The 18,748-nt window shown below is 62.2% G+C and carries 19 protein-coding genes and 1 pseudogene; 7 read left to right on the forward strand and 13 right to left on the reverse strand.

What is annotated here, in order from left to right:
• Positions 1-70: 70 nt before the first annotated feature.
• The 3 genes and pseudogenes from ACCQ13_RS08260 to ACCQ13_RS08270 all read left to right on the forward strand — a co-directional run bounded on the left by ACCQ13_RS08260 (position 71) and on the right by ACCQ13_RS08270 (position 2,406).
• Positions 71-347: pseudogene (locus ACCQ13_RS08260) on the forward strand (type II toxin-antitoxin system RelE/ParE family toxin).
• Between the two features lie 9 nt (positions 348-356).
• Positions 357-656, forward strand: a complete 300-nt coding sequence (locus tag ACCQ13_RS08265) for a HigA family addiction module antitoxin (RefSeq protein WP_159406979.1) — start codon at positions 357-359, stop codon at positions 654-656.
• A 151-nt stretch (positions 657-807) separates the two neighbouring features.
• Entirely contained in the window at positions 808-2,406 is a 1,599-nt protein-coding gene (locus tag ACCQ13_RS08270) for a S41 family peptidase (protein ID WP_159406980.1), read from the forward strand.
• A gap of 280 nt (positions 2,407-2,686) precedes the next feature.
• Here the strand turns inward: ACCQ13_RS08270 and ACCQ13_RS08275 are convergent, their stop codons facing one another.
• The 5 genes from ACCQ13_RS08275 to ACCQ13_RS08295 form a co-directional block, all read right to left on the reverse strand.
• Entirely contained in the window at positions 2,687-3,472 is a 786-nt protein-coding gene (locus ACCQ13_RS08275) for a hypothetical protein (protein WP_126942758.1), read from the reverse strand.
• On the reverse strand, positions 3,456-3,995 hold the full coding sequence (locus tag ACCQ13_RS08280; RefSeq protein WP_223214429.1) for an HNH endonuclease: 540 nt from the start codon (positions 3,993-3,995) through the stop codon (positions 3,456-3,458). The genes ACCQ13_RS08275 and ACCQ13_RS08280 overlap by 17 nt, the downstream gene beginning before the upstream one ends.
• Positions 3,996-4,090: 95 nt before the next feature.
• A complete protein-coding gene (locus tag ACCQ13_RS08285; protein WP_159406982.1) occupies positions 4,091-5,107 on the reverse strand; it encodes an IS30 family transposase in 1,017 nt (338 codons plus the stop codon).
• On the reverse strand, positions 5,083-5,466 hold the full coding sequence (locus ACCQ13_RS08290; protein WP_159406983.1) for a hypothetical protein: 384 nt from the start codon (positions 5,464-5,466) through the stop codon (positions 5,083-5,085). Before ACCQ13_RS08290 ends, ACCQ13_RS08285 begins: the two co-directional genes overlap by 25 nt.
• A 157-nt stretch (positions 5,467-5,623) precedes the next feature.
• Entirely contained in the window at positions 5,624-6,523 is a 900-nt protein-coding gene (locus tag ACCQ13_RS08295) for a HEPN domain-containing protein (protein WP_274392083.1), read from the reverse strand.
• A gap of 552 nt (positions 6,524-7,075) precedes the next feature.
• Between ACCQ13_RS08295 and ACCQ13_RS08300 the strand changes: the two genes are divergently transcribed.
• The 4 genes from ACCQ13_RS08300 (at position 7,076) to ACCQ13_RS08315 (ending at position 9,979) form a co-directional block, all read left to right on the forward strand.
• Positions 7,076-7,348: an XAC0095 family protein gene (locus tag ACCQ13_RS08300; RefSeq protein ID WP_159406986.1), complete on the forward strand. Its 273-nt coding sequence runs from the start codon at positions 7,076-7,078 to the stop codon at positions 7,346-7,348.
• The gene (locus ACCQ13_RS08305; RefSeq protein WP_159406987.1) at positions 7,345-7,761 is read left to right on the forward strand and encodes a SymE family type I addiction module toxin; all 417 of its coding nucleotides are present in this window, start codon (positions 7,345-7,347) and stop codon (positions 7,759-7,761) included. Before ACCQ13_RS08300 ends, ACCQ13_RS08305 begins: the two co-directional genes overlap by 4 nt.
• Before the next feature lie 86 nt (positions 7,762-7,847).
• Entirely contained in the window at positions 7,848-8,486 is a 639-nt protein-coding gene (locus tag ACCQ13_RS08310) for a hypothetical protein (protein ID WP_159407956.1), read from the forward strand.
• Between the two features lie 14 nt (positions 8,487-8,500).
• A complete protein-coding gene (locus ACCQ13_RS08315) occupies positions 8,501-9,979 on the forward strand; it encodes an XVIPCD domain-containing protein (protein ID WP_159406988.1) in 1,479 nt (492 codons plus the stop codon).
• Between the two features lie 235 nt (positions 9,980-10,214).
• Here ACCQ13_RS08315 and ACCQ13_RS08320 read toward each other — a convergent pair whose 3' ends face one another.
• From ACCQ13_RS08320 to ACCQ13_RS08355, 8 genes are all read right to left on the reverse strand, one after another.
• A complete protein-coding gene (locus ACCQ13_RS08320) occupies positions 10,215-11,864 on the reverse strand; it encodes a chemotaxis protein CheA (protein ID WP_104605216.1) in 1,650 nt (549 codons plus the stop codon).
• 2 nt (positions 11,865-11,866) lie between these two features.
• Complete coding sequence (locus ACCQ13_RS08325; RefSeq protein ID WP_159406989.1) at positions 11,867-12,493, reverse strand: protein phosphatase CheZ; 627 nt, start codon at positions 12,491-12,493, stop codon at positions 11,867-11,869.
• Entirely contained in the window at positions 12,493-12,885 is a 393-nt protein-coding gene (cheY, locus tag ACCQ13_RS08330) for a chemotaxis response regulator CheY (RefSeq protein ID WP_167526872.1), read from the reverse strand. Before cheY ends, ACCQ13_RS08325 begins: the two co-directional genes overlap by 1 nt.
• 34 nt (positions 12,886-12,919) lie before the next feature.
• Positions 12,920-13,687: an RNA polymerase sigma factor FliA gene (locus ACCQ13_RS08335; protein ID WP_159406990.1), complete on the reverse strand. Its 768-nt coding sequence runs from the start codon at positions 13,685-13,687 to the stop codon at positions 12,920-12,922.
• Positions 13,684-14,568, reverse strand: a complete 885-nt coding sequence (locus ACCQ13_RS08340) for a MinD/ParA family protein (protein WP_010374294.1) — start codon at positions 14,566-14,568, stop codon at positions 13,684-13,686. The genes ACCQ13_RS08335 and ACCQ13_RS08340 overlap by 4 nt, the downstream gene beginning before the upstream one ends.
• On the reverse strand, positions 14,555-16,219 hold the full coding sequence (gene flhF, locus ACCQ13_RS08345) for a flagellar biosynthesis GTPase FlhF (protein ID WP_159406991.1): 1,665 nt from the start codon (positions 16,217-16,219) through the stop codon (positions 14,555-14,557). Before flhF ends, ACCQ13_RS08340 begins: the two co-directional genes overlap by 14 nt.
• 345 nt (positions 16,220-16,564) lie before the next feature.
• Positions 16,565-16,732 (reverse strand): hypothetical protein, encoded by a 168-nt coding sequence (locus tag ACCQ13_RS08350; RefSeq protein WP_159406992.1) that lies wholly within the window; start codon positions 16,730-16,732, stop codon positions 16,565-16,567.
• 200 nt (positions 16,733-16,932) lie between these two features.
• The gene (locus ACCQ13_RS08355; RefSeq protein WP_104605208.1) at positions 16,933-18,669 is read right to left on the reverse strand and encodes a type IV secretory system conjugative DNA transfer family protein; all 1,737 of its coding nucleotides are present in this window, start codon (positions 18,667-18,669) and stop codon (positions 16,933-16,935) included.
• Positions 18,670-18,748: the final 79 nt, after the last annotated feature.

The raw sequence follows: 18,748 nt of genomic DNA on the forward strand, positions 1-18,748 counted from the left end.
AATACAAATCACCCTTGTGCCATTACGCAATGCGTAATATATTCCGCCTGACGTAATGAGGGCGGTCAGGATGATCCAGTCGTTTCGATGCAGGCACACACGCGCGTTGTTAAGGTGGGAACCCGCGTCAGTTCCACTCCATGCAGGCCGCAGCCGAGCGGAAGCTGCAGTTGCTGGATTCGGCGCAGACGCTGGAGTTCTTGCGCAGTCCGCCAGCCAATCGGCTTGAGCTTCTTGCAGGTACGCGTGTAGGTCAGCACAGCATCCGCATCAACGACCAATGGCGTGTGTGCTTTGTCTGGACCGGTGCCGGCCCTGGGCACGTAGAGATTGTTGACTATCACTGAGGTGTTGCCATGCGACCCACCAACAAGCTGCGCGCGATCCATCCCGGCGAGATCCTGCGCGAGGACTTCATGCTGCCATTGCAGCTGACCATCAACGGCCTGGCGCGTGCGTTGGATGTGCCTGCCACGCGCGTCCACAGCATCGTGCACGGCGCGCGCGCGATCACTGCCGATACCGCTGCGCGCCTTGCGCGTCACTTCGGTGGCGACGCGGCATCCTGGCTTGCGCTGCAGGCCACTTACGACCTGAAGACCTTGCCCAACCGTAGTGAGATCGAGACCAACGTGCAGCCGCGTGTAGCGGCGTAGGTTGAACGGCCTGCTGCGTGCAGAGGCGGTTCTGCACTGCGCCACCAGCGCGCATGCAGCAGACGATTGCGACGACTGACTTCGCCTTCTTGTCCAATGCTGCGGGGCAAGGCCGATAGTGTCAGAGCAAGCGCTCGCCGTGGATAAGGGCATGAAGGGAGAAGGTGGGGTGCGGGTTAAATATCGGAATTTCTTTCTGTGGCTACTGTTCGCTACCACTCTGATTTCCGCATTCGCTGTTTGGGCGAATTATCGAATCAACCTGCATCTCCTGGGGTCTGCTTGGTCAGCAGTCGATGAGCGTTATTACGATGAGCATTTCAATGGCTACGACTGGGCGGCTGTCCACGCGACCTACAGGAAGAGAATTCCGGTGTTCGATTTTAGTCATGCAAAGACGGTCGACCTGGTAGGAGAAATGTTGGGTTTATTGGAGGCGTCGCATCTTCAATACTTCACAGCCGAGGACATCGCGCTGAGCCTTCCAAAGAAGGAAGATCTGGTTGGGCTTCAATGGCCGGATGCGTTCGTGGGAGCCGGTATGCTGATCTCCGAGCCGCGTTCGGCCACTATGTCAGTTGTCAAAGCCATCGACCCTGGTTCGCCTCTTTATACGCGAGGGGTGCGCGCAGGCTGGCATGTCCTGCTGTCTGCCGCTGCGGCCCCGAGTCCTGGTCAGCAAAAATTAGACATTGGGGTTGCAGCAATTTCGCTGGATGGTATCTGGAGATATTTCGTTATTCCAGTTGATCTTGTTGCTACGCGCTCGACGAATCTTGAAAGACGCGATGGGCTGGTTCGTATCAATGACTTTGATCGGTCAAACTTTCGCGCTTTGGTGGAGTCGGCTTACGGCACCGGTGGAACGCCCGGTATGATTCATTGTCGGCCATTGAAGCTGACGATCACAAGTCCATTGCCCGGCAACGGGCTAAACGTGATCGAGGTGGTGAACCACTCCAGTGCGGAACGGGCGGGTGTCGAGCCTGGCGATCACCTGGTAAGTATGGGGCCGGTATCGGGACAGCCCGTCGGGACGTATGAATACCGTCTCAGGCAACCATCCGGGCAAGTGCTTCAGGTAAGGACAGATCCCACCGAGCACGCCATGGGAGAAAGACTCCTGGCCAAGCTCTATGAGCGAGTCGCCTATGAGCACCGGGAGTCGCTCGTTCTGGAATTCAACGAATTCAATACGAAGAATATGCGCTGGGTCACCCAGCAGGTCGCGTCTCATCCCGGGCAGCCGATCGTGCTTGATCTCCGGCTCAATCGCGGTGGAGTCGCAACGGCCATGGGTGACATTGCCAAGAACTTTCTTCCGGCAGGAACGCTGATTGGAACGGAGCGCGGTCGCGAATCGTCCATCGAGCTGCGTGTTCCAACAGGAATGACAGCAACGGATGTTCCAGTCACTGTCCTTGTCAGTGAAGCCAGCTCCAGTGCTGCCGAGGTTCTGTCGGCGACCCTGCAACGCTATCGCCGTGCCCGTGTGATTGGTCAGCGCACGGCCGGCCAGGTGCTGATTGCGCAGGTCTACTCACTTGATCGTGGCGCAAAAATTCACATTCCGATCGCCTCTTTCAAGGATTCCTCCGGTGTCTCGCTCGAAGGGCGGGGAGTCACCCCGGATGTGACCATCGCCAGTTCCCTGACTGACATCCGCAACAACCGCGATGCCGCGCTCGACTGTGCAGCCACGATCAATCGTGGGGGGGAGTGTTCCAGCGCGCCGGCGCATGCGCCTTGACGATACGAGGATCGGTCCATCACGCCGAGGTGTCCAGCTGCGCTCCAAAATAACGGAGTCAGATTCACTTCTCGCAAGCTAGTGTCACTAGCAAACAACGAGGTCAGGTGATCTGGAACCAGTCTTCTGCTCACGAAACAAGTGAACCTGGAGCCGTTCTTCCTTGAGCCCCGCGAAAGACCACCAAAGCGCTCATCCGACGTTTGAACGTGAACTTTTGACGGGTGCCGGTGGACGCCGAGCAATGAAGAACAGAGCCTGATCTCAACCCAACGGTTGATCAGCCTGGCGTCCAGACGCGTTCATTTGATCGACGCGCGCGTTGTTCCCGAAGTTCGTTCATGTGCTTTTCGACCCCTTCGGATTTCCTGGAGAACGAGTTGCAGCGGACAAACTCGATGTCCTCCCAGAATCCTCTCACGGCCATCATCATCTGCTCGAGCAGGACGCGAGGAAGGGTGATCGTGTCGAAGGCCGGATGCCGGGGTGCGTCAAGCGGGACGGTGTATAGGCCCCCAATGATTGATCCCGGCGGAAGCCAGGTTATCCAAAGCGACGGCGCGAACTGATGGATCTTGATTGCAGAGTCGCCGTTGCCGTGTCGAAGCGCATTGCCCAATAGGTGAAGGAACTGCAAGTCGGAGTGGACGCCGAACCATTCCATGGGTGCATCGAACAGCTCCTGAAAGAAGCACAGCAGATTGGGGCCCTTGCCGTCCAAAGAGCAGCGCTGAATCTGCTGGATTCTGCCGGCGGGCCAGGTCTTCCTTCCTGCCATGCCAACCATCAATCCTCGAAGGGCTCGTTCATGCATGGACTGCGTAGCCAGCAAGAACGCTTCGATGGTTGACTGCCGGATGTCAGCGTAGTGGTCTACGGCGAAGACCCGTTCCACTTCCTCTTCGCTGTTCTCAAGAGTGTCGATCTTAGTATCCAGCGCTTCGACGGCGGCCAGCACCACTTCGCGCCGGAAAGTAGCAAAGGAGGGAAGGTCGAGACCGCTGTAAACGGCCACCTCGTGGTGCTCCCAGCGAACGGCTTCCAGTGGATCAGGTGCGAGATTCATCTTTGTTCCCGAGAGTAACGCCTGAAAGACTGACTTCGTCCGCTGCCTTGCCGAGCATCCGGGATCGTAGAGCGTTCGTAGGGATCTTGGACGGGGCTAGAAGCCTCAGTGGCCGCCCATCCAGATCGCGGTAGCAGGCATCAGAAAGGGCGCTGGAGACGGAGATGACCAGGTTCGGGGAAACAAGGAGCAAGCCGGCATCGAACAGGGCGTGGATGTCCTTCCGAAGCAGCAGCCCGTTGCTGAGCGCATTGGTGGACGTGCCGTTGTAGGGGTTGATGTGCGCGGCATCGATCACGGCCGCGTGGGCCGTGCCCGTGACCATGCACACGGCCCCGTAATGCTCAATCAAACGCTTCCTGAAGTCGGCCTGCCCATCCCGGATGACTCGTAACACCTGCTCGACGCGCTTGCAGTCTACCTCGACATCTGGCGGAGCGAGTGAGGCGGGCGCAGAGCTCGGAATCAGGCGGCCGGACTCTTCCAGCGCCCCCCGGAGGGCTTGGATGGCGTCGTTGTTCATCATCTGCGCCGGAGCACGAAGGACGGGATCAATCCCAGATCGATGACGAATGTGGGCAAGCAACCGTGCTGCGTCTTCTAGGTAGGTCGGCGGTCTCAAGATTCAAGTGCAACACGTGATTTGAAGATTGCCAGTTCTTCTTCCATGGCCTCGCTGGGCGTTTTCCAGCCAAGCGTTTTTCGTGGGCGGGTGTTCATCAGCAAGGCGATGTGATTGAGATACTCCTGACTGACGCTGGACAAATCCACACCCTTGGGTAGGAACTGGCGTAGTAGACCGTTGGTGTTTTCGTTGCTTCCGCGCTGCCATGGCGCATGCGGGTCTGCAAACCATACGTCCATGTTCAGCCCCTCCATCAGTTCGGCATAACACGTCATCTCGGTGCCGCGATCGTAGGTCAAGCTCGTCCGCATCGCGGCGGGAAGCTTCTTCAGCTGGCGGGTAAATCCTGCCAGGGCATCTGCGGCCGTGCAGCCGTCCATGCGGCACAGCACGACAAAGCGTGTCTTGCGCTCCACCAGGGTGCCCACGCAGGAACGGTTGAACGCACCCTTGATCAAATCACCTTCCCAATGGCCTGGAACCAGGCGCTGTTGCACTTCTTCGGGTCGGTGCACGATCCGCAGTTCCTCCGGCACCCAGGTGCGTTTGGCGGCACTCGTCCGTCGCAATCCACGAGAAGGCTTGTGCTGGCGCAGCGCCTCGACCAGCTCTTTCTTCAGGCCCCCGCGCGGATGCGCGTAGATCGTTGCGTAGATGGTCTCGTGGCTGACGCGCTGAGCAGGATCGTGTGGATGCATGGCCAGCAGCTTGGCAGCAATTTGCTGGGGCGACCACCGCCATAGCACCAGATGATCGCGCACGAGCTGGAACAGCTCCGTTCCAGGGATCAGTCGATGTTGCCGAACGCTAAGCCGGCGACGCGCTGTGTAACGCCTGCCTGCATCTGATGCACAGTAGAGCGCGCTGTCTTGCCTGGATAGCTCCCGGCTCAACGTCGACGGGCTTCTGCCTAGCAGCCTGGAGATCGAGCGTAAGCTTTGGCCGCGTCGGGTTTCGATTTGCAGCATCGCGCGCTCTTCTGAACTCAGGTGAAAATAACGTTTTGACATGTGCATACCCTACTTGCTATTGGGGTGTTGCACTTGGAAGTTGAGTCTAAGGTCAGCTTTTGCTCCCGCTCCCCCCACAACTGGCGCAGCGCGTCCAAATCCCGTGACCACAACGCCAGCCTGAGCTCGCTGCTCGTCAGACGAGGCGCGGCCTCCGCGCGCACCAACTTTTGCTGGGTCCAGATCAGCTCCTCCGCGTCCGTAGCGGCGCAGGCAGGATCGATGCCTTGCGCCTCGTTATCCTCGAGAAAGTAGTGTCCGCCGAACTGACGCTTGCTGTCCCGTTCCCGCTCTTGTTCAAAAACGCTGCTGGCGTCGCTTCGCTCGCCATTCGGCGATCCGTCGCTTGTCGTTGCCATTGTCCATGCCATTCCCTTGCTTGCCGAATAGAATAGTCTGCGCTCCAAAAACTGGCCATTGAAGCGGGTGGGGCGCTATCCCGCTACGTCCTTCACACCGCGTCTGCTGTTATCCCTGCGGAGTGATGCGCAGCCTGTAAGCGCAGAGCAAATGGTGCTAACCGACTCCATCGTTTGAATCGCCATCGCTGTTCTCGACGAAGTGGTGTGCCTCAAGCGTCCTTAGCAATGCCAGGAGAGCGCTGTGGGACGCCATCGCTTGCTCAAATGTGCTGGCTTCTTCACCGTATCGAACGGCCGGCGACGTCTTCAATGCTGTTAGGATCTCCTCGCTGATACGAATGCCGAGCTTCTCCTCCAGCAGCTTGCCAAGGTGGACGTGGTCATGCCCCTTTCCGGCATCCTTTGGATACGAGTGTTCCTCGCGGGCCAGAAGGCCTTTCAGCAACTTCTCAGCGCATTGAGCCGCCTCCCAGCGTGCTTTTCCATACTCTCGTCGGCTGGCGATGGCATCGACGCTGTGCCTGAAATCTGCTTTCGCCTCAGAGAACAGTGCATGCCCGCCGAGTGACTCCAAGGTCATGATCGCTTGCCAGCCATGCACAAATGCGTGGAAGAAGAACGCAAGCTCCTGGTCCGATAACTTGTTGGCCATCGCTTGTGTCAGTCCCTCCACCGAGCACAACACGTTGTGGATTGCCGGACCCCTGCCAACACCGTCCTTCTGGACTACGGATAGGTCGCGATTAACCACGAGCCTCCCTTCGCCCATGATCATCGGAAGACGAACCTTCCAAAGGTTGCCGTTGACGACAACCAGGAAGCTTCCCGGTGAGAAGTCGATCTTCATCGCGTCGCCGTAGTGATCCGAATACCAGTCATGGACCTTGGCAAGTAGGTCACGCGGACCGAAGGGGGGACCCCTGTCCGGAGGTCCGCCGAGGATTGGAGTGCCATCCAGCTTCAAGGTCCAGGACACTTGCTGGGAGGCTCTCATGCCTCGATGGCGCGGTTCGATGCCCATCGCCGAAAAGCGACTGTCCAGAGACGTCATCATGGCGTCGAATTCTTCTTCGTTGGTTGGGCGAGTGGGCCACTTCCACTCGTTCAGCTCATCCTTTCTCGACCGTTCCATGTCGCCCCCTAGGGCTTAAGTAGATGTGCAGTATAAACGGCGCTAAGCGGGCTCTGAGGCGCGTGAATCCGTTGAAAGAAAGCCGCAGCGATTGAAAGGGGTCAAGCATGATGGGGTCAGGTGCACTTATCAGGCGACGGCGCTCGGCTTGCGTGGCCCGTATGGCACTGCGCCAGCGGCGCACACAGCCGCGCGAGACCCGCCAGCGTGTGTTGACACGCCAGACCGTGTACTTGCAATCTAGGCCCAAGGAGCGTCGAAACTCCTCTAGTAGCGGTACCCACCTCCGTCAAACCGGTGGGTTTTTTGTGCCTGCATCCTGCAGGGACAAGCCGACGCAATGCCTGTGTCGGGAGGGCGGCTAATACAACACCCGCAAGGGGAATACGCCCGCCGGCTACTAGCGGTTTCGAACCTCCCGACATCCCGTCGCCGTTGGCGGCGGTTCTTGGGTTGTTCCAGGAGGGCGTTGCCATGTCTATCGCACCATCCATGCCGGCTTCGGTGCCGGGTTATCTGTTGCCAGCTTCCGCCCACAGCTTGCTGAGCGAGATAGGCGAAGTGCTGCGCAGCCTGGCCGCACGCGCGGCCGTTGAGCAGGCCAGCGACGATCTTGCGCAGCAGTTGCTCAGCCAGCTCGGCGTGTTGTCGCAGGCCCTGCATAGCCTTTCTGCACGCATCGACGTGGCGTTGCAGCAGTGCGTCGCTGCACCTAGCGCTACCCGCCGCCACCCGGAGGCGCCATGACACGCCGCCGCCCACCTACGGCATCTGCCAGCGCACGACCCGCCCGCACCCGCACGCGCCCCACGCCGCCCAAGCGGGTGCAGTGGGTCGTTGTGGAGCCCGACCGCAGCAAGCTGCCACCGATGCTGCCGCCCGACCCGGACGCCTCCCCGCAAGGCCCCGGCACGCTACGCGCACCCCGCCGCGCCCGCCGCCCGCGCCAATGCACCGTCAGCTACACCCATTACCCCGGCGCCCACGACCACGGCGGCGACCAGCACGTTCCCCACGTCCGCCTCAGCGGCTTGTGGCTGGAGCAATTGGGCTTTGCCATCGGCACCAAGCTACGCATCACCGCCAGCGCGGGGCAGCTGCTGATGGAGGTGTTGCCGCCGGTGGAGGTGCCGGCCAGGGCGCGTAGCGTGCGGCGATGATGCTGCAGCTGCCAGACGCCTTGCGATTGACCTCGGTGCCGGATGCCACTAGCGTCGCAGCCACACCAGCGCACAACGGACGCTTCATGATCGCGCGCCCCCTCTACGCCTTGCTCGCCACCCTCGTTCTGGGCGCATGCGCCCACACGGCGGCCACCCCAGCCCCGGCAACCGTCACGGAGACATCTGCCATGAGTTCCTCAGCCGAATCCAACGTCACTCCCGTTGGCAGCGAACCCAGCGGGCCGATACGAACGGCAGAGGATGCACTCACCCGCATGCTTGCATTGATTCAAGCAATTCACGGACTGGACGATCTGACACCCGACTACCTGCAGTCCAAAATGGGGGTTCCGGTGACGCGTGCGGCAGCTGATCCCAAGCGTTATGGCGCCAGTGCTCCGCTTACCAGTGAGTGGGGTTACAGCTTTGGGATGGATCAGACGCTTACTGCGGGGCGTTGGTTCGAGTTCACCTTTGTTCCAGCGCAAGCGGGTGCTTCCCCGTCCATGACGGAGATCTGCGGGATCGATTTCGATACGTTTACCAAGAAGCTGGAGAACATCGGGTTTGTACGTCAACGCAACATGGTGGAAGACGGGCGATGGATGAGTGACTTCTTCAGCCGCCCAGGCATGCGGGTGGAGGTGTTTCCACGAGGTGAGGCCGATGCACCGCAGGAGCGGGTGGAGCACCACTGCGTTGAATGGATCTACATCCGTTAACCCAAGGAACGGCCATGCCTTTGAGTCCACAGGCGCAAGCCATTATTGATGACTTCGGCCGCCAACTAGGCGTCACCACCGAACATGTCACCAAACTACAGGGTGTGCTTGCCGCATCGCCGGTTTTGCTTGACCAATTCAATGATGCGGTTGCGAAGCAACGCGTACTCAGTCTAAAGCCTCTGAATGATCCGAATGCAGGCGGAACGTTCACGCCGAATGAGAATTCCATCCGGCTGCCGCTGTCTAGGCTTTCCAATGGGCATGGCGGCAAGTTGCTTGATTCCGGTGACATGACGTTTGTGCTGGGGCATGAACTGCAACACGCCATGTACAGCCCAACCGCTGCTGCTTCCCGTGCGACGTTCGAAGCCGCTGCGGTGCAGATAGCCAAGACCACGCACGATTATTCGGACGCGGCGGAGAAGGTTTTATCAAGCAACCGTGTAGATGAAGCAAGTGCAGAAATTGCAGGCTGGAATGCAACCGTCAGCAGGGTAAAGCAAGCAAAGCCGGATGCATCCCTGGAAGATATTTTTCGGGAAGCACCCGGCCGTATGCGCGACTTCATTGATCAAACCGGCGGAATGCCGCAATTCAATTACGCGCTCAAGTCCAACCTTACCTTGAACGCAGATATGACGATGCCCGTCACTCCTGCCAACGTCGAGGCAATGGGTGCAAACTTCTTCGACAAGGACGCCAAGAGCGCTCGCATCGGCTATACGGGTCAGTCCGACTACGCCAATCACTACGGCCCGTGGGTAGTTGGAACAGCTGCCATCTACGAGCGCCACTACAACAAGTCAAAGCCCGGCGAGCCGGAACAGCCGATGATCCTGGACATGCAGCGCTTGGGATTGAAGGAAGAAATACTTGAGCGCAACGGTATCGACCTGGGCAGCGATACGCGCCCCATGCCTTATCTCGACAGCAGCACGCAGCCACCGACGCCCGGCCTGTTCCAGCACAGCAAGACGACGCACCTGCACGTCTTGCCTATCACCGCGCGCGAACTGGAACATGAGCTGCGAGAACGCGATCCACAATTGTCGAGGCCGTCGGCACACCTTTTTCCGTCAGACCCCGGCCACGCGGATCATTCGCTCTACCAACAGATCAGGGATGGGGTGCAAAAGCTCGATGCCCAGCATGGCCGCGAGTGGGATGCATCAAGCCAGCGCATCACGGCTAGCTTGCTCGTACTCGCAAAGGAAGAAGGCTTGTCACGTGTAGACCATGTGCTACTCAACAACGCGACAGACAAGCTTGCGGCCGGAGAGAAAGTATTCCTGGTCCAGGGTACCCCGAGCGACCCAGGGCACCGCCGTGCCGACATGGCCACTGTACAGGCGGTGCAAACACCTGAAGACCACTCGTTCGAGCGCGTGCAATCGATTAATCAATCCCAATCGCAGGCGCGAGAGCAGCAGCAATCGCTTGAGCAATCGCAGCAAACAGTCGCTCCGCCTGGGCCAACGATGACGCGTTGAGGAAATAACGGTTCCTGGATCACTTCCACGGCGCCCTGACCGTTGCCAAACCGCCTGCGCGCGTAGCGGGGTAGATCGGCAGCGATGCTGGTAGTGAAACGACAACGGCCGCAGTACGCGGCCGTTGTCGTTAGATCAGGTAACCAGGATCGTCTTGACGATTCCCGATTCCCGATTCCCGATTCCCGATTCCCGATTCTCCCAATCCCGAATCCCGAATCCCGAATCCCGAATATCAATGATCGCTGGAGCGCAATCCATCCACATCCAGGATCAAGGCCATGCGGCCGTCGCCGATCAGCGTGGCGCCGGCGTAGCCGGGCAGGCCGCGCAGGGCGCGTGGTAGCGGTTTAATGACCACCTCCTCGCGGCCGCGCACCTGGTCCACCACCAGGCCGAAGCGGGTTTCGCCGGCCTGCAGCAGCACCACGGTCAGCAGCGGCGGCTGTTCGGCGGGCACGCCCAGCCAGCGGCGCAGGTCGATCAGGGGCAGGGTATGCGAGCGGCGGTCGAGCACGGCGCGGCCGTCGAACCAGCCCAGCGAGGTCTGCGGGGCGTGCAGCACTTCGACCACGCGTGCCAACGGCAAGGCGTAGACGGCTTCGCCGGCCTGCACCAGCAGCGTGGGCAGGATCGCCAGGGTCAGCGGGACGCGGATCATGAAGCGGCTGCCGCGGCCCAGTTCGGACTGGATCTGGATCTGACCACTCAATTCGCGGATGCGCGACTGCACCACGTCCATGCCCACGCCACGGCCGGAGATGTCGGTGACCTCGACCTTGGTGGAAAAGCCCGGCATGAAGATCAGATGCAGGCATTCGTCGGTGCTCAGGCGGGCGGCGGCCTCGGCGTCGATCAGGCCCTTGTTGCGGGCGATCTCGCGCAGCCGCTCGGGGTCGATGCCGGCGCCGTCGTCCTGGATTTCGATACTGACGTAATCGCCTTCCTGCTGCGCGGACAGGCGCACATGGCCGCTACGCGGTTTGCCGGTGGCTTCGCGCAGGGCCGGCGATTCGATGCCGTGGTCGATGGCGTTGCGCACCAGGTGCACCAAGGGGTCGGCCAGGGCTTCGACCAGGTTGCGGTCCAGTTCCGTCTCGGCGCCGATCAGTTCCAGTTCCACTTCCTTGGACAGGGTGCGCGCGACATCGCGCGCCACCTTCGGAAAGCGCGCGAAGACCTTGCTCACCGGCTGCATGCGGGTACGCATGACCGCGGTCTGCAGGCGCGCAGTGGCGATGTCCAGCGTGCTCACCGCGCGGTCGAGTTCTTCATCGCGCAGGCGGGTGCGCAAGGTCTTCAGGCGGTTGCGCGAGAGCACCAGTTCGCCGATGAGGTTGACGATGGCGTCCAGCCGCTTGGTGTCCACGCGCACGGTCTGCTCGGCCTCGGCACCGGCCTTGGCTGCGGCCTTGGGGCCGGCCTTGGCACCGGGCGCAGCGGGTGCGTGGGCGTCGTGCGCCGGTGCGGTGGCGCCTTTGGGCACGGACTTGACCGCCGGCGGGCCGCTCTTGGCATCGAATTGCGCAATCAGCGTGGCCGGTGCGTGCGGCACGGGTTCACCCGAGCCCATCGCATCCAACATGGCCTGCAGATAATCCAGCGACTGCTGCGCGGCATCGAAGTGATGCGCCTGCAACACCGCCTGGCCAGAGCGCGCCATGCCGAGAGTTTCCTCGGCGGCGTGGCACAGCTCCACCATGGGTTTGATCGCCAGGAAGCCGGCGCCGCCCTTGAGGGTGTGGAAACCGCGGAACACCGCGTTGAGCTGGTCGGCTTCGTCTGGTGCCTGTTCCAGCGACACCAGCTGTTCGCCGAGGCGGTCCAGGATTTCCTGGGCCTCGACGATGAAATCGGCAGCAATATCGTCTGGAACAGCACTCATGGTTACAACCCCAATCCGGACAGCAAATCGTCGGCGTCGTCCTGCGACACCGCATGACGGTCCAGGCCCTTGATGGCGGGGCCGGCAAGACCGCCGTCGTCGTTCTTCGGTTCGGTACTCTTCGGCGGCAGGCCGAGCGCACCGAAGCCCTCATGCACGCGGCGCACGATCCCGGCCACGCGGCGGATGATCTGCCCGCTGAGGTCCTGGTAGCTCTGCGCCAGCGACAGTTCGGTCAGGTTGTGGCGCATCTTGTCCAATAGCGCGGCCTGGTCCTGATTGAGGCCGCCGTCGCGCAGCTGGTTGGCCAGCACGCGGCATTCCTCGACCAGGTCCAGGGTGCGGTGGCTGGCCTTCTCGGTCATCTCCACCACATGGTCCAGGCGCGAGCAGGCATCGTCCAGTTCGCCGGCCTCGTCGGGCACGGTGGGCAGTTCGCCCAGGGCCTGTCCCAGTTCGCGGGCGAGCCGGCTCAGGCTCTGCATCATCGGGCGCGTGCGCAGGGCGGCGAGGTGATCGACCTCGCGCCGCCAGGCAACCTGGTCACCGCTTTCCAGTGCATCGAGCGCGTGTTGCAGGCGTTCGATCAGCGCGGCACGTTCGGCATCGGCTTCGACGGTGGCGTTCATCAGGCGGTCGCCGTCAGACGTTCGAACACCTTGCCCAGCTTCTCTTCCAGCGTTTGCGCGGTGAACGGTTTGATGATGTAGCCGTTCACGCCGCACTGGGCGGCTTCGATGATCTGCTCGCGCTTGGCTTCGGCGGTCACCATCATCACCGGCAGGTGCTTGAGCTTGGCGTCGGCGCGGATGTTGCGCAGCAGGTCGATGCCGGTCATGCCGGGCATGTTCCAGTCCGTCACCACGAAATCGAACGGACCTGCGCGCAGCGCAGCCAGCGCGCTGTTGCCATCCTCGGCCTCTGCGGTGTTGGTGAAGCCAAGATCTGCCAACAGATTCTTGACGATGCGTCGCATTGTCGAGAAGTCGTCCACGATCAGGATCCGCATGTTCTTGTTCACATCAAGCTCCTAACACGAAAAATACGCGAAAAAATCAATCGTCATTTTCGACACCGGCATCGGCCAGTTCGAATACCTTGAGGCGGCCGCGCAAGCGCACCACGGCCTGGCCGTGGATCTGGCAGACGCGCGATTCGCTGACACCGAGTACGGCGCCGATTTCCTTCAGGTTCAATTCCTGTTCGTAGTACAGCGACAGCACCAGTTGCTCGCGCTCGGGCAATTGGCCGATGGCCTTGCCCAGCTCGCGGCCGAATTCGCCCCGTTCCATCATCTGCTGCGGATTGGGCCCGCCTTTGGCGGTGGTGTCCAGCTCGCCGTGATCTTCGATGCGCGATTCCAGGCTCAGCACCTGGCCGCGTGCGGCGTCTTCCATCAGGCGCAGGTAGTCGGGCAGCGGCATCTCCATCGCGGCGGCCACTTCGGTGGCGGCGGCGGCACGGCCGGTGTTCTGTTCGATCTTGCGCACGGCGGCGGCGGCATCGCGGGCACGGCGGTGCACCGAACGCGGCACCCAGTCGCCACGGCGGATCTCGTCGATCATCGAGCCGCGGATCCGGATCGAGGCATAGGTCTCGAACGAGGCACCCTGCTCGGAGTCGTAGCTGCGCGAGGCTTCGATCAGGCCGATCATGCCGGACTGGATCAGGTCGTCCACTTCCACGCTCGCCGGCAGGCGGGCAGCCAGGTGGTGGGCGATGCGGCGCACCAGGTCGGCGTGCAGGGTCACCACGTCGTTGGCGTTGTTGCGTTGGACGGCACGGTATTGCGCGGTGGCGGTCGTTGCGGTGGCGGTACTCATGCGGCCACTCCCCGTTGGATGATGCGTTCGACAAAGAACTCGACGTTGCCGCGCGGCACGGTGGGGGCCTGCCAGCGCGAGGTACGGCGAGCGATTTCTGCAATGGCCTGCGCCGACGGACTGGCAGGGTAGGCCTTGATGACGGGTTGCTGGCGCTGCACCGACAGGCGCAACCAGTCGTCCTGCGGCACATGGCCGAGGTAGTTCAGCGAGACATCGCCGAGGAATTTCTCGCAGACGCGGGAGAGCTTGTCGTACAGCAGGCGGCCCTCGTTGGGGTCGCGCACCATGTTGGCGATGATCTGCAGGCGGTCCACGCCGCGTTCGCGCGAGAGCACCTTGATGAGTGCGTAGGCATCGGTGATCGAGGCCGGTTCATCGCAGACCACCACCACGGTGTCCTGGGCGGCCTGGCAGAAGGTCAGCACGCTGTCGGTGATGCCGGCGGCGGTGTCGATGACCATCACGTCCAGATCGCGCTCCAGCTCGGAGAACACATTGACCAGGCCGATGTGCTGGGCGGGGGCCAGTTCGGCCATGTGGCGGCGGCCGGAGGCGGCCGGCACCACCAGCACGCCGCCGGGGCCTTCGATGATGACTTCATCCAGCGTGCAACGGCCGGCGATCAGGTCGGCCAGGGTGTACTTGGGTGAAAGCCCCAGCACCACGTCCAGGTTGGCCAGGCCAAGATCGGCGTCCAGCAGCAGCGTGCGCTTGCCCATGTCGGCAAGTGCCACGGCCAGGTTGGCGGAGATGTTGGTCTTGCCCACGCCACCCTTGCCACCGGTCACGGCAATGGTGCGCACCGGGCCCAGGGGCTCGGGACGGGTTGCCGACAGGGGGAAGGCGTTGGTCAGCTTTGCGTATTCACGCGACTGCATGGTTGTGCTCCGGAGTACAGGGCTTATCGGCAGCGCGCCGTAAATCTTCAAGGCGAAGAACGAGACTGGCGGCATTGGCGCGGTGCAGGTCGTCGGGGACCCGCTGTCCGTCAGTCACCCAGGTGATGGGTAGTTGGTGATCGACCACCACCGACAGGGCACTGCCGAAGCGGCCGGTCTCGTCGAGTTTGGTCAGCACCACGCCCTGGGGCTTGGCGTGGGCAAAGCGGCGCACGACCTCGTCGAGGTCGGCGAAATGGGAGTTGGCGGGCAGCACCAGCAGCGAGGTGACTTGCTGGGCGGCGCGTAGCCAGTTCAGCTGGGCGGCCAGGGCGCGATCGCGCTGGCCCATGCCGGCGGTGTCGATCAGCACCAGCTTGTAGTCGCGCAGGCGCTCCAGCAGGGCGAGCAGGCTTTCGGCGCTGTCGGCCTCGTGCACCGCGATGCCGAGCTGGCGGCCGTAGCTGTGCAGCTGCTCGCGGCCGCCGACGCGCAGGGTGTCGGTGGTGACCAGGGCCACGTCGCGGGGGGCGTGCTGGGCGGCGAAGCGCTGCGCCAGCTTGGCGATGGTGGTGGTCTTGCCGGCACCGGTCGGGCCGACCAGGGCGATCACCCCGCCGCGTTCCAGCGGGTCGATCGGGGTCACCGGCAGGCGCTTGGACAGCAGGCCCAGCATCAGTCCGCGGCCGCGGTGCAATTCGGTATCGGCCGGGATCTGCAGGGCCACGTCGCGGGTGAGGCCGGCGTCGAAGCCGTAGTCGTCCATCAGTTCCAGCGTCTGCGCGCGCACCGGGGAGCCGCGCAGGCGCTCGTCGGTGAGGCGGTTCATTTCGCGCTCGATCATCTGCCGCATTAGCGCCAGCTCGCCGCGCAGTTGCTTGAGTTCTTCGTCGTTCTGCGGGATCGGCGCGGCAGCCACCGGCACGGCGGCCAGCGCAGCGGGGGCCGGCGGGGCGACCACGATCGGTGGCAAGGCGGCCGGCGGCAGGATCTGCGGCAGGGCCTCGTCCAGATCGAAGTCGGCCGCGTCGGCGAACGCGTCGTCGTCCTGGCCCTGGCCAGCATAGGCGGGGGCGGCAGCCATGGCCGGGCTCGCGGCCTGCACCGGCGCGGCCGGGCGCGGCACCGGGGCGGTGGTCAGGAAGTCGGCGAACAGCTGTTCCGGCACTGCCGACAACGCGTGTTCCTGGCGCTGCACGACCGGGGCGGCCAGTTCCTGCACGGCCGGCATCGGTGCGGCGCTGCGGATCGGGGGAGCGACCGGCGGCTGGCGCGGCACGCTGGCCGGCTGGCGCAGGGCCATGGCCGCGATCATGTCTTCGGCGGCGTTGGCCACGCGCTGGCGGTGGCTCATGCCGGTCTCGGCGGTCGGCTTCAGCGGGGCATGGACTGGCGCGGCGGGGCGGGCGACAACCGGTGCCGGTGCCTGCTGCACGGGTGCCTGCTGCACCGGCACAGTGGTGGCCGGGGTGTCGCGGGCGGTTTCCAGGGCGCGCTGCACCAGCTCTTCGTCGTAGTTGCTGGCGGCGACGATCTCGATGCCTTCGGCGGTGCGACGGTTGGACAGGATCACGGCATCCGGGCCGTGTTCCTCGCGTACCATGCGGAATGCAGTGCGCATGTCCGGGGCGACAAAGCGTTTGATCTTCATGCCAGGTACCTCCAGGAACAGGACCCGCCGGACGCCGGACGGGTGCGCGATGAATGTGGGTGTGTTGCCAGCGTCATGAGTTGCCTGTCCCGTTGGTAGTTCCAAGTCCTGCCATCGACCCCGTAGCGGTGGTGCTGGCTGCGGTCTCGCCAGGGCTAATGCATGCGGCGTGCCAAACACCGCAGTGCCGGGTTTCCGGCGCGGGAACCGCATGGGACGCAGGGCAGGTGGATCGACCGCTGGCGGCGGCGGTCAGGCGATTGCTTGAAGAAGGCGTTGCGCCTTCACGACGTCGGCACGCCAGGCGGGGGGATCAGGGGGCAGGCGTTGCCAGTGCCGGAACGGTCAGCTTTCCGCCGCTGCGGGAGGGTGCGCCGTGTCGGTGCTGGACGTGGGTGGGGCGACCGGTTCGGGCATCGGCGCTGCGCTGGATTTCTGACGCGGTACGCGCATCGGCCCGGCGAGGTGGCCATCACTGCCCCGCCGGATCAGGTTGGTTTGCAGCGTCGACATGGCACGCCGCCTTGTGCCTGTACGAGCTGGGTGCGCGCATTGGGCCAGGTCACCAGAGGCATCCAGCCCGTCCTGTCCGGCCCATTCCCTCCGATTGCGCCACCAACCCGCCCAGCCTGCGCGATGGCGCTGGCAGGAGTGAGGTCACTTGCGATCCCCGGATAGAGCGACGCAACCGGTAGACGATGCAGCGCGATGCGCTATGGCCTGGCGTTGTCGTCCAATGCCAATGCCGGAATCGCCACCGGGTCCATGATGCGCTTCTTCAAGACCGAGTCCTTGAAGAACCAGTTCTTCTCGCAGCGGATCGGCTTGCTCCCTTCGAAGAACAGCAGTTCGTCGTTGCCGGGCAGCTCCTTGATCTCCTGCGGCAGCATCAGGGCGCGGCGCTCTTCGGTAAAGTTGTATGACACGTTGCTGCCGCCGCCGCCCTTGCTGGTGGAGCGGTGACGCTTGCGGATCGTCGTATATCCCAGCATGTCGCTGTAGGCGTTGGCGTCTTCCTGCTCGCGCGGGGTGAAGACGATGCTGGCGGCATGGTTGGTGATGAAGTTCTGCGCGTCGTCGGCGCCATAGGTGGCACGCAACTGCGACTGGCTCTGGATGATGCACAAATCGCGTACGCCATAGCTGGCAGAGATGGAGATGCGCTTGGACCAGACATCGACCCGGCCCATGGCGGTGAATTCGTCCATCAGCATCAGCATCTGGTATTTGAGCTTGGGATCTTCGTTGAGCTGTTTATCGAGATTATTACCGATCACCGAGCTGAAGAAGATATTCAACAGCTTGCTGCTTTCATCCAGTTTCTGGGTGGGGATGATGACGTACACGGTGGTAAGCCGCTTGCGGATGGCGGTGACGTCGATATCGGTGGCGTTGGTGGCGGCTGCCAGGATCGGGCTCAGGAACTGTTGCAACGGCGCCTGCATGGTGGCCATGACCGAAGAGAACGTCTGTTCCGCCAGGCCGGCCAGCGCACTGAAGGTGGAGCGCGTCTGTGGGCTGATGAAGCTGAAATTCTTGGTGGTGATGATTTTTTTCAGCAATTCGGCCGTGTTCTCTCCATTATTGCCGCCGGTGGAGAAGCGCAGGATGCGTTCGAAGCTGGGAAACAGGCTGCTTGTGTTGGGGTCTTCCACGCCTGGAAATCCAGAACTTCGCATGTCGTGCCAGTTCTCGAACATATAGGAGGCGAATGCGGTGAATGCGGTACGCGCCTGGGTGACCCAGAAGGCGTCTTTGCCGGGCTCGTCCGGATACAGGATCGCGGCCATGGTCTGGATGGAGGCGATGCGCTCGCGCGGATCTTCGGGTACCAGGGTCAATGGGTTGAAACGATGGGTCTGGCCATTGGTGGCGTAAGGTGCCCAGACATAGATCTTCTGACCTTGCGAGGCCCGGTATCCGCTGGTGGCCTTGAACAACTCGCCTTTCAGGTCGAGCACGACCATGGATTGTTGGTAGGTCAGCAACACGGGGATGGCAATGGAGGTGGTCTTGCCGGAGCGCGTGGGTGCCACCACGATGACGTGGAGCGCGCCGTTGATGTAGATATAACGGCCACCGAGCTTGCCGACCAGGATGCTTTCCGGCTTTTTCTCCAGCATGCCGGCTTTCTTGAGATCACCGACAGTGGCAAAGCTGGCTTGCCCATGCAGGGATTGCTGTTTTTTTCTCAGCACGGGAATCAACAGCAGCAACCAAGCGATAAAGGGCAGGCCGAAGCCGATGATGCCGCTGATCTTGATGCGGGTGACGTAGGGTTGCACTTGCGGAAGGTCCAGCGCCCTCCAGTAGTCCAGATAAGTGGTCGCCTTCAATGGCACCTGCAATTTCAGCAGCATCAGCGTCATGTAACCGGCCAGATACAACCCGGCGACCAATGCAAGGACCAACAGCATCGCTGCAATGCCCGCCTTTCCCTTACTACCCATGCGTCTATCTCCGTGTGTGATTACTTTGGCGACGCTTGTCCTACTTCATCTGAAAAGCGCCACCCTAAATTCTTTTTTA

Origin of the sequence: Xanthomonas sp. NCPPB 1638 (assembly GCF_041475635.2) — a bacterium.
GTDB lineage: Bacteria > Pseudomonadota > Gammaproteobacteria > Xanthomonadales > Xanthomonadaceae > Xanthomonas > Xanthomonas cucurbitae.

Excerpts from the sequence above, each read along its gene's own strand:
- ACCQ13_RS08325 (WP_159406989.1), bottom strand. The coding sequence starts at position 12,493 with ATGAACGCCACCGTCGAAGCCGATGCCGAACGTGCCGCGCTGATCGAA.
- ACCQ13_RS08285 (WP_159406982.1), bottom strand. The coding sequence starts at position 5,107 with ATGTCAAAACGTTATTTTCACCTGAGTTCAGAAGAGCGCGCGATGCTG.
- ACCQ13_RS08340 (WP_010374294.1), bottom strand. The coding sequence starts at position 14,568 with ATGCAGTCGCGTGAATACGCAAAGCTGACCAACGCCTTCCCCCTGTCG.
- ACCQ13_RS08275 (WP_126942758.1), bottom strand. The coding sequence starts at position 3,472 with ATGAATCTCGCACCTGATCCACTGGAAGCCGTTCGCTGGGAGCACCAC.
- ACCQ13_RS08315 (WP_159406988.1), top strand. The coding sequence starts at position 8,501 with ATGCCTTTGAGTCCACAGGCGCAAGCCATTATTGATGACTTCGGCCGC.
- ACCQ13_RS08290 (WP_159406983.1), bottom strand. The coding sequence starts at position 5,466 with ATGGCAACGACAAGCGACGGATCGCCGAATGGCGAGCGAAGCGACGCC.
- ACCQ13_RS08305 (WP_159406987.1), top strand. The coding sequence starts at position 7,345 with ATGACACGCCGCCGCCCACCTACGGCATCTGCCAGCGCACGACCCGCC.
- ACCQ13_RS08280 (WP_223214429.1), bottom strand. The coding sequence starts at position 3,995 with ATGAACAACGACGCCATCCAAGCCCTCCGGGGGGCGCTGGAAGAGTCC.
- ACCQ13_RS08300 (WP_159406986.1), top strand. The coding sequence starts at position 7,076 with ATGTCTATCGCACCATCCATGCCGGCTTCGGTGCCGGGTTATCTGTTG.
- ACCQ13_RS08350 (WP_159406992.1), bottom strand. The coding sequence starts at position 16,732 with ATGTCGACGCTGCAAACCAACCTGATCCGGCGGGGCAGTGATGGCCAC.
- ACCQ13_RS08310 (WP_159407956.1), top strand. The coding sequence starts at position 7,848 with ATGATCGCGCGCCCCCTCTACGCCTTGCTCGCCACCCTCGTTCTGGGC.
- ACCQ13_RS08270 (WP_159406980.1), top strand. The coding sequence starts at position 808 with ATGAAGGGAGAAGGTGGGGTGCGGGTTAAATATCGGAATTTCTTTCTG.
- ACCQ13_RS08265 (WP_159406979.1), top strand. The coding sequence starts at position 357 with ATGCGACCCACCAACAAGCTGCGCGCGATCCATCCCGGCGAGATCCTG.
- flhF (WP_159406991.1), bottom strand. The coding sequence starts at position 16,219 with ATGAAGATCAAACGCTTTGTCGCCCCGGACATGCGCACTGCATTCCGC.
- ACCQ13_RS08320 (WP_104605216.1), bottom strand. The coding sequence starts at position 11,864 with ATGAGTGCTGTTCCAGACGATATTGCTGCCGATTTCATCGTCGAGGCC.
- ACCQ13_RS08355 (WP_104605208.1), bottom strand. The coding sequence starts at position 18,669 with ATGGGTAGTAAGGGAAAGGCGGGCATTGCAGCGATGCTGTTGGTCCTT.
- ACCQ13_RS08295 (WP_274392083.1), bottom strand. The coding sequence starts at position 6,523 with ATGATGACGTCTCTGGACAGTCGCTTTTCGGCGATGGGCATCGAACCG.
- ACCQ13_RS08335 (WP_159406990.1), bottom strand. The coding sequence starts at position 13,687 with ATGAGTACCGCCACCGCAACGACCGCCACCGCGCAATACCGTGCCGTC.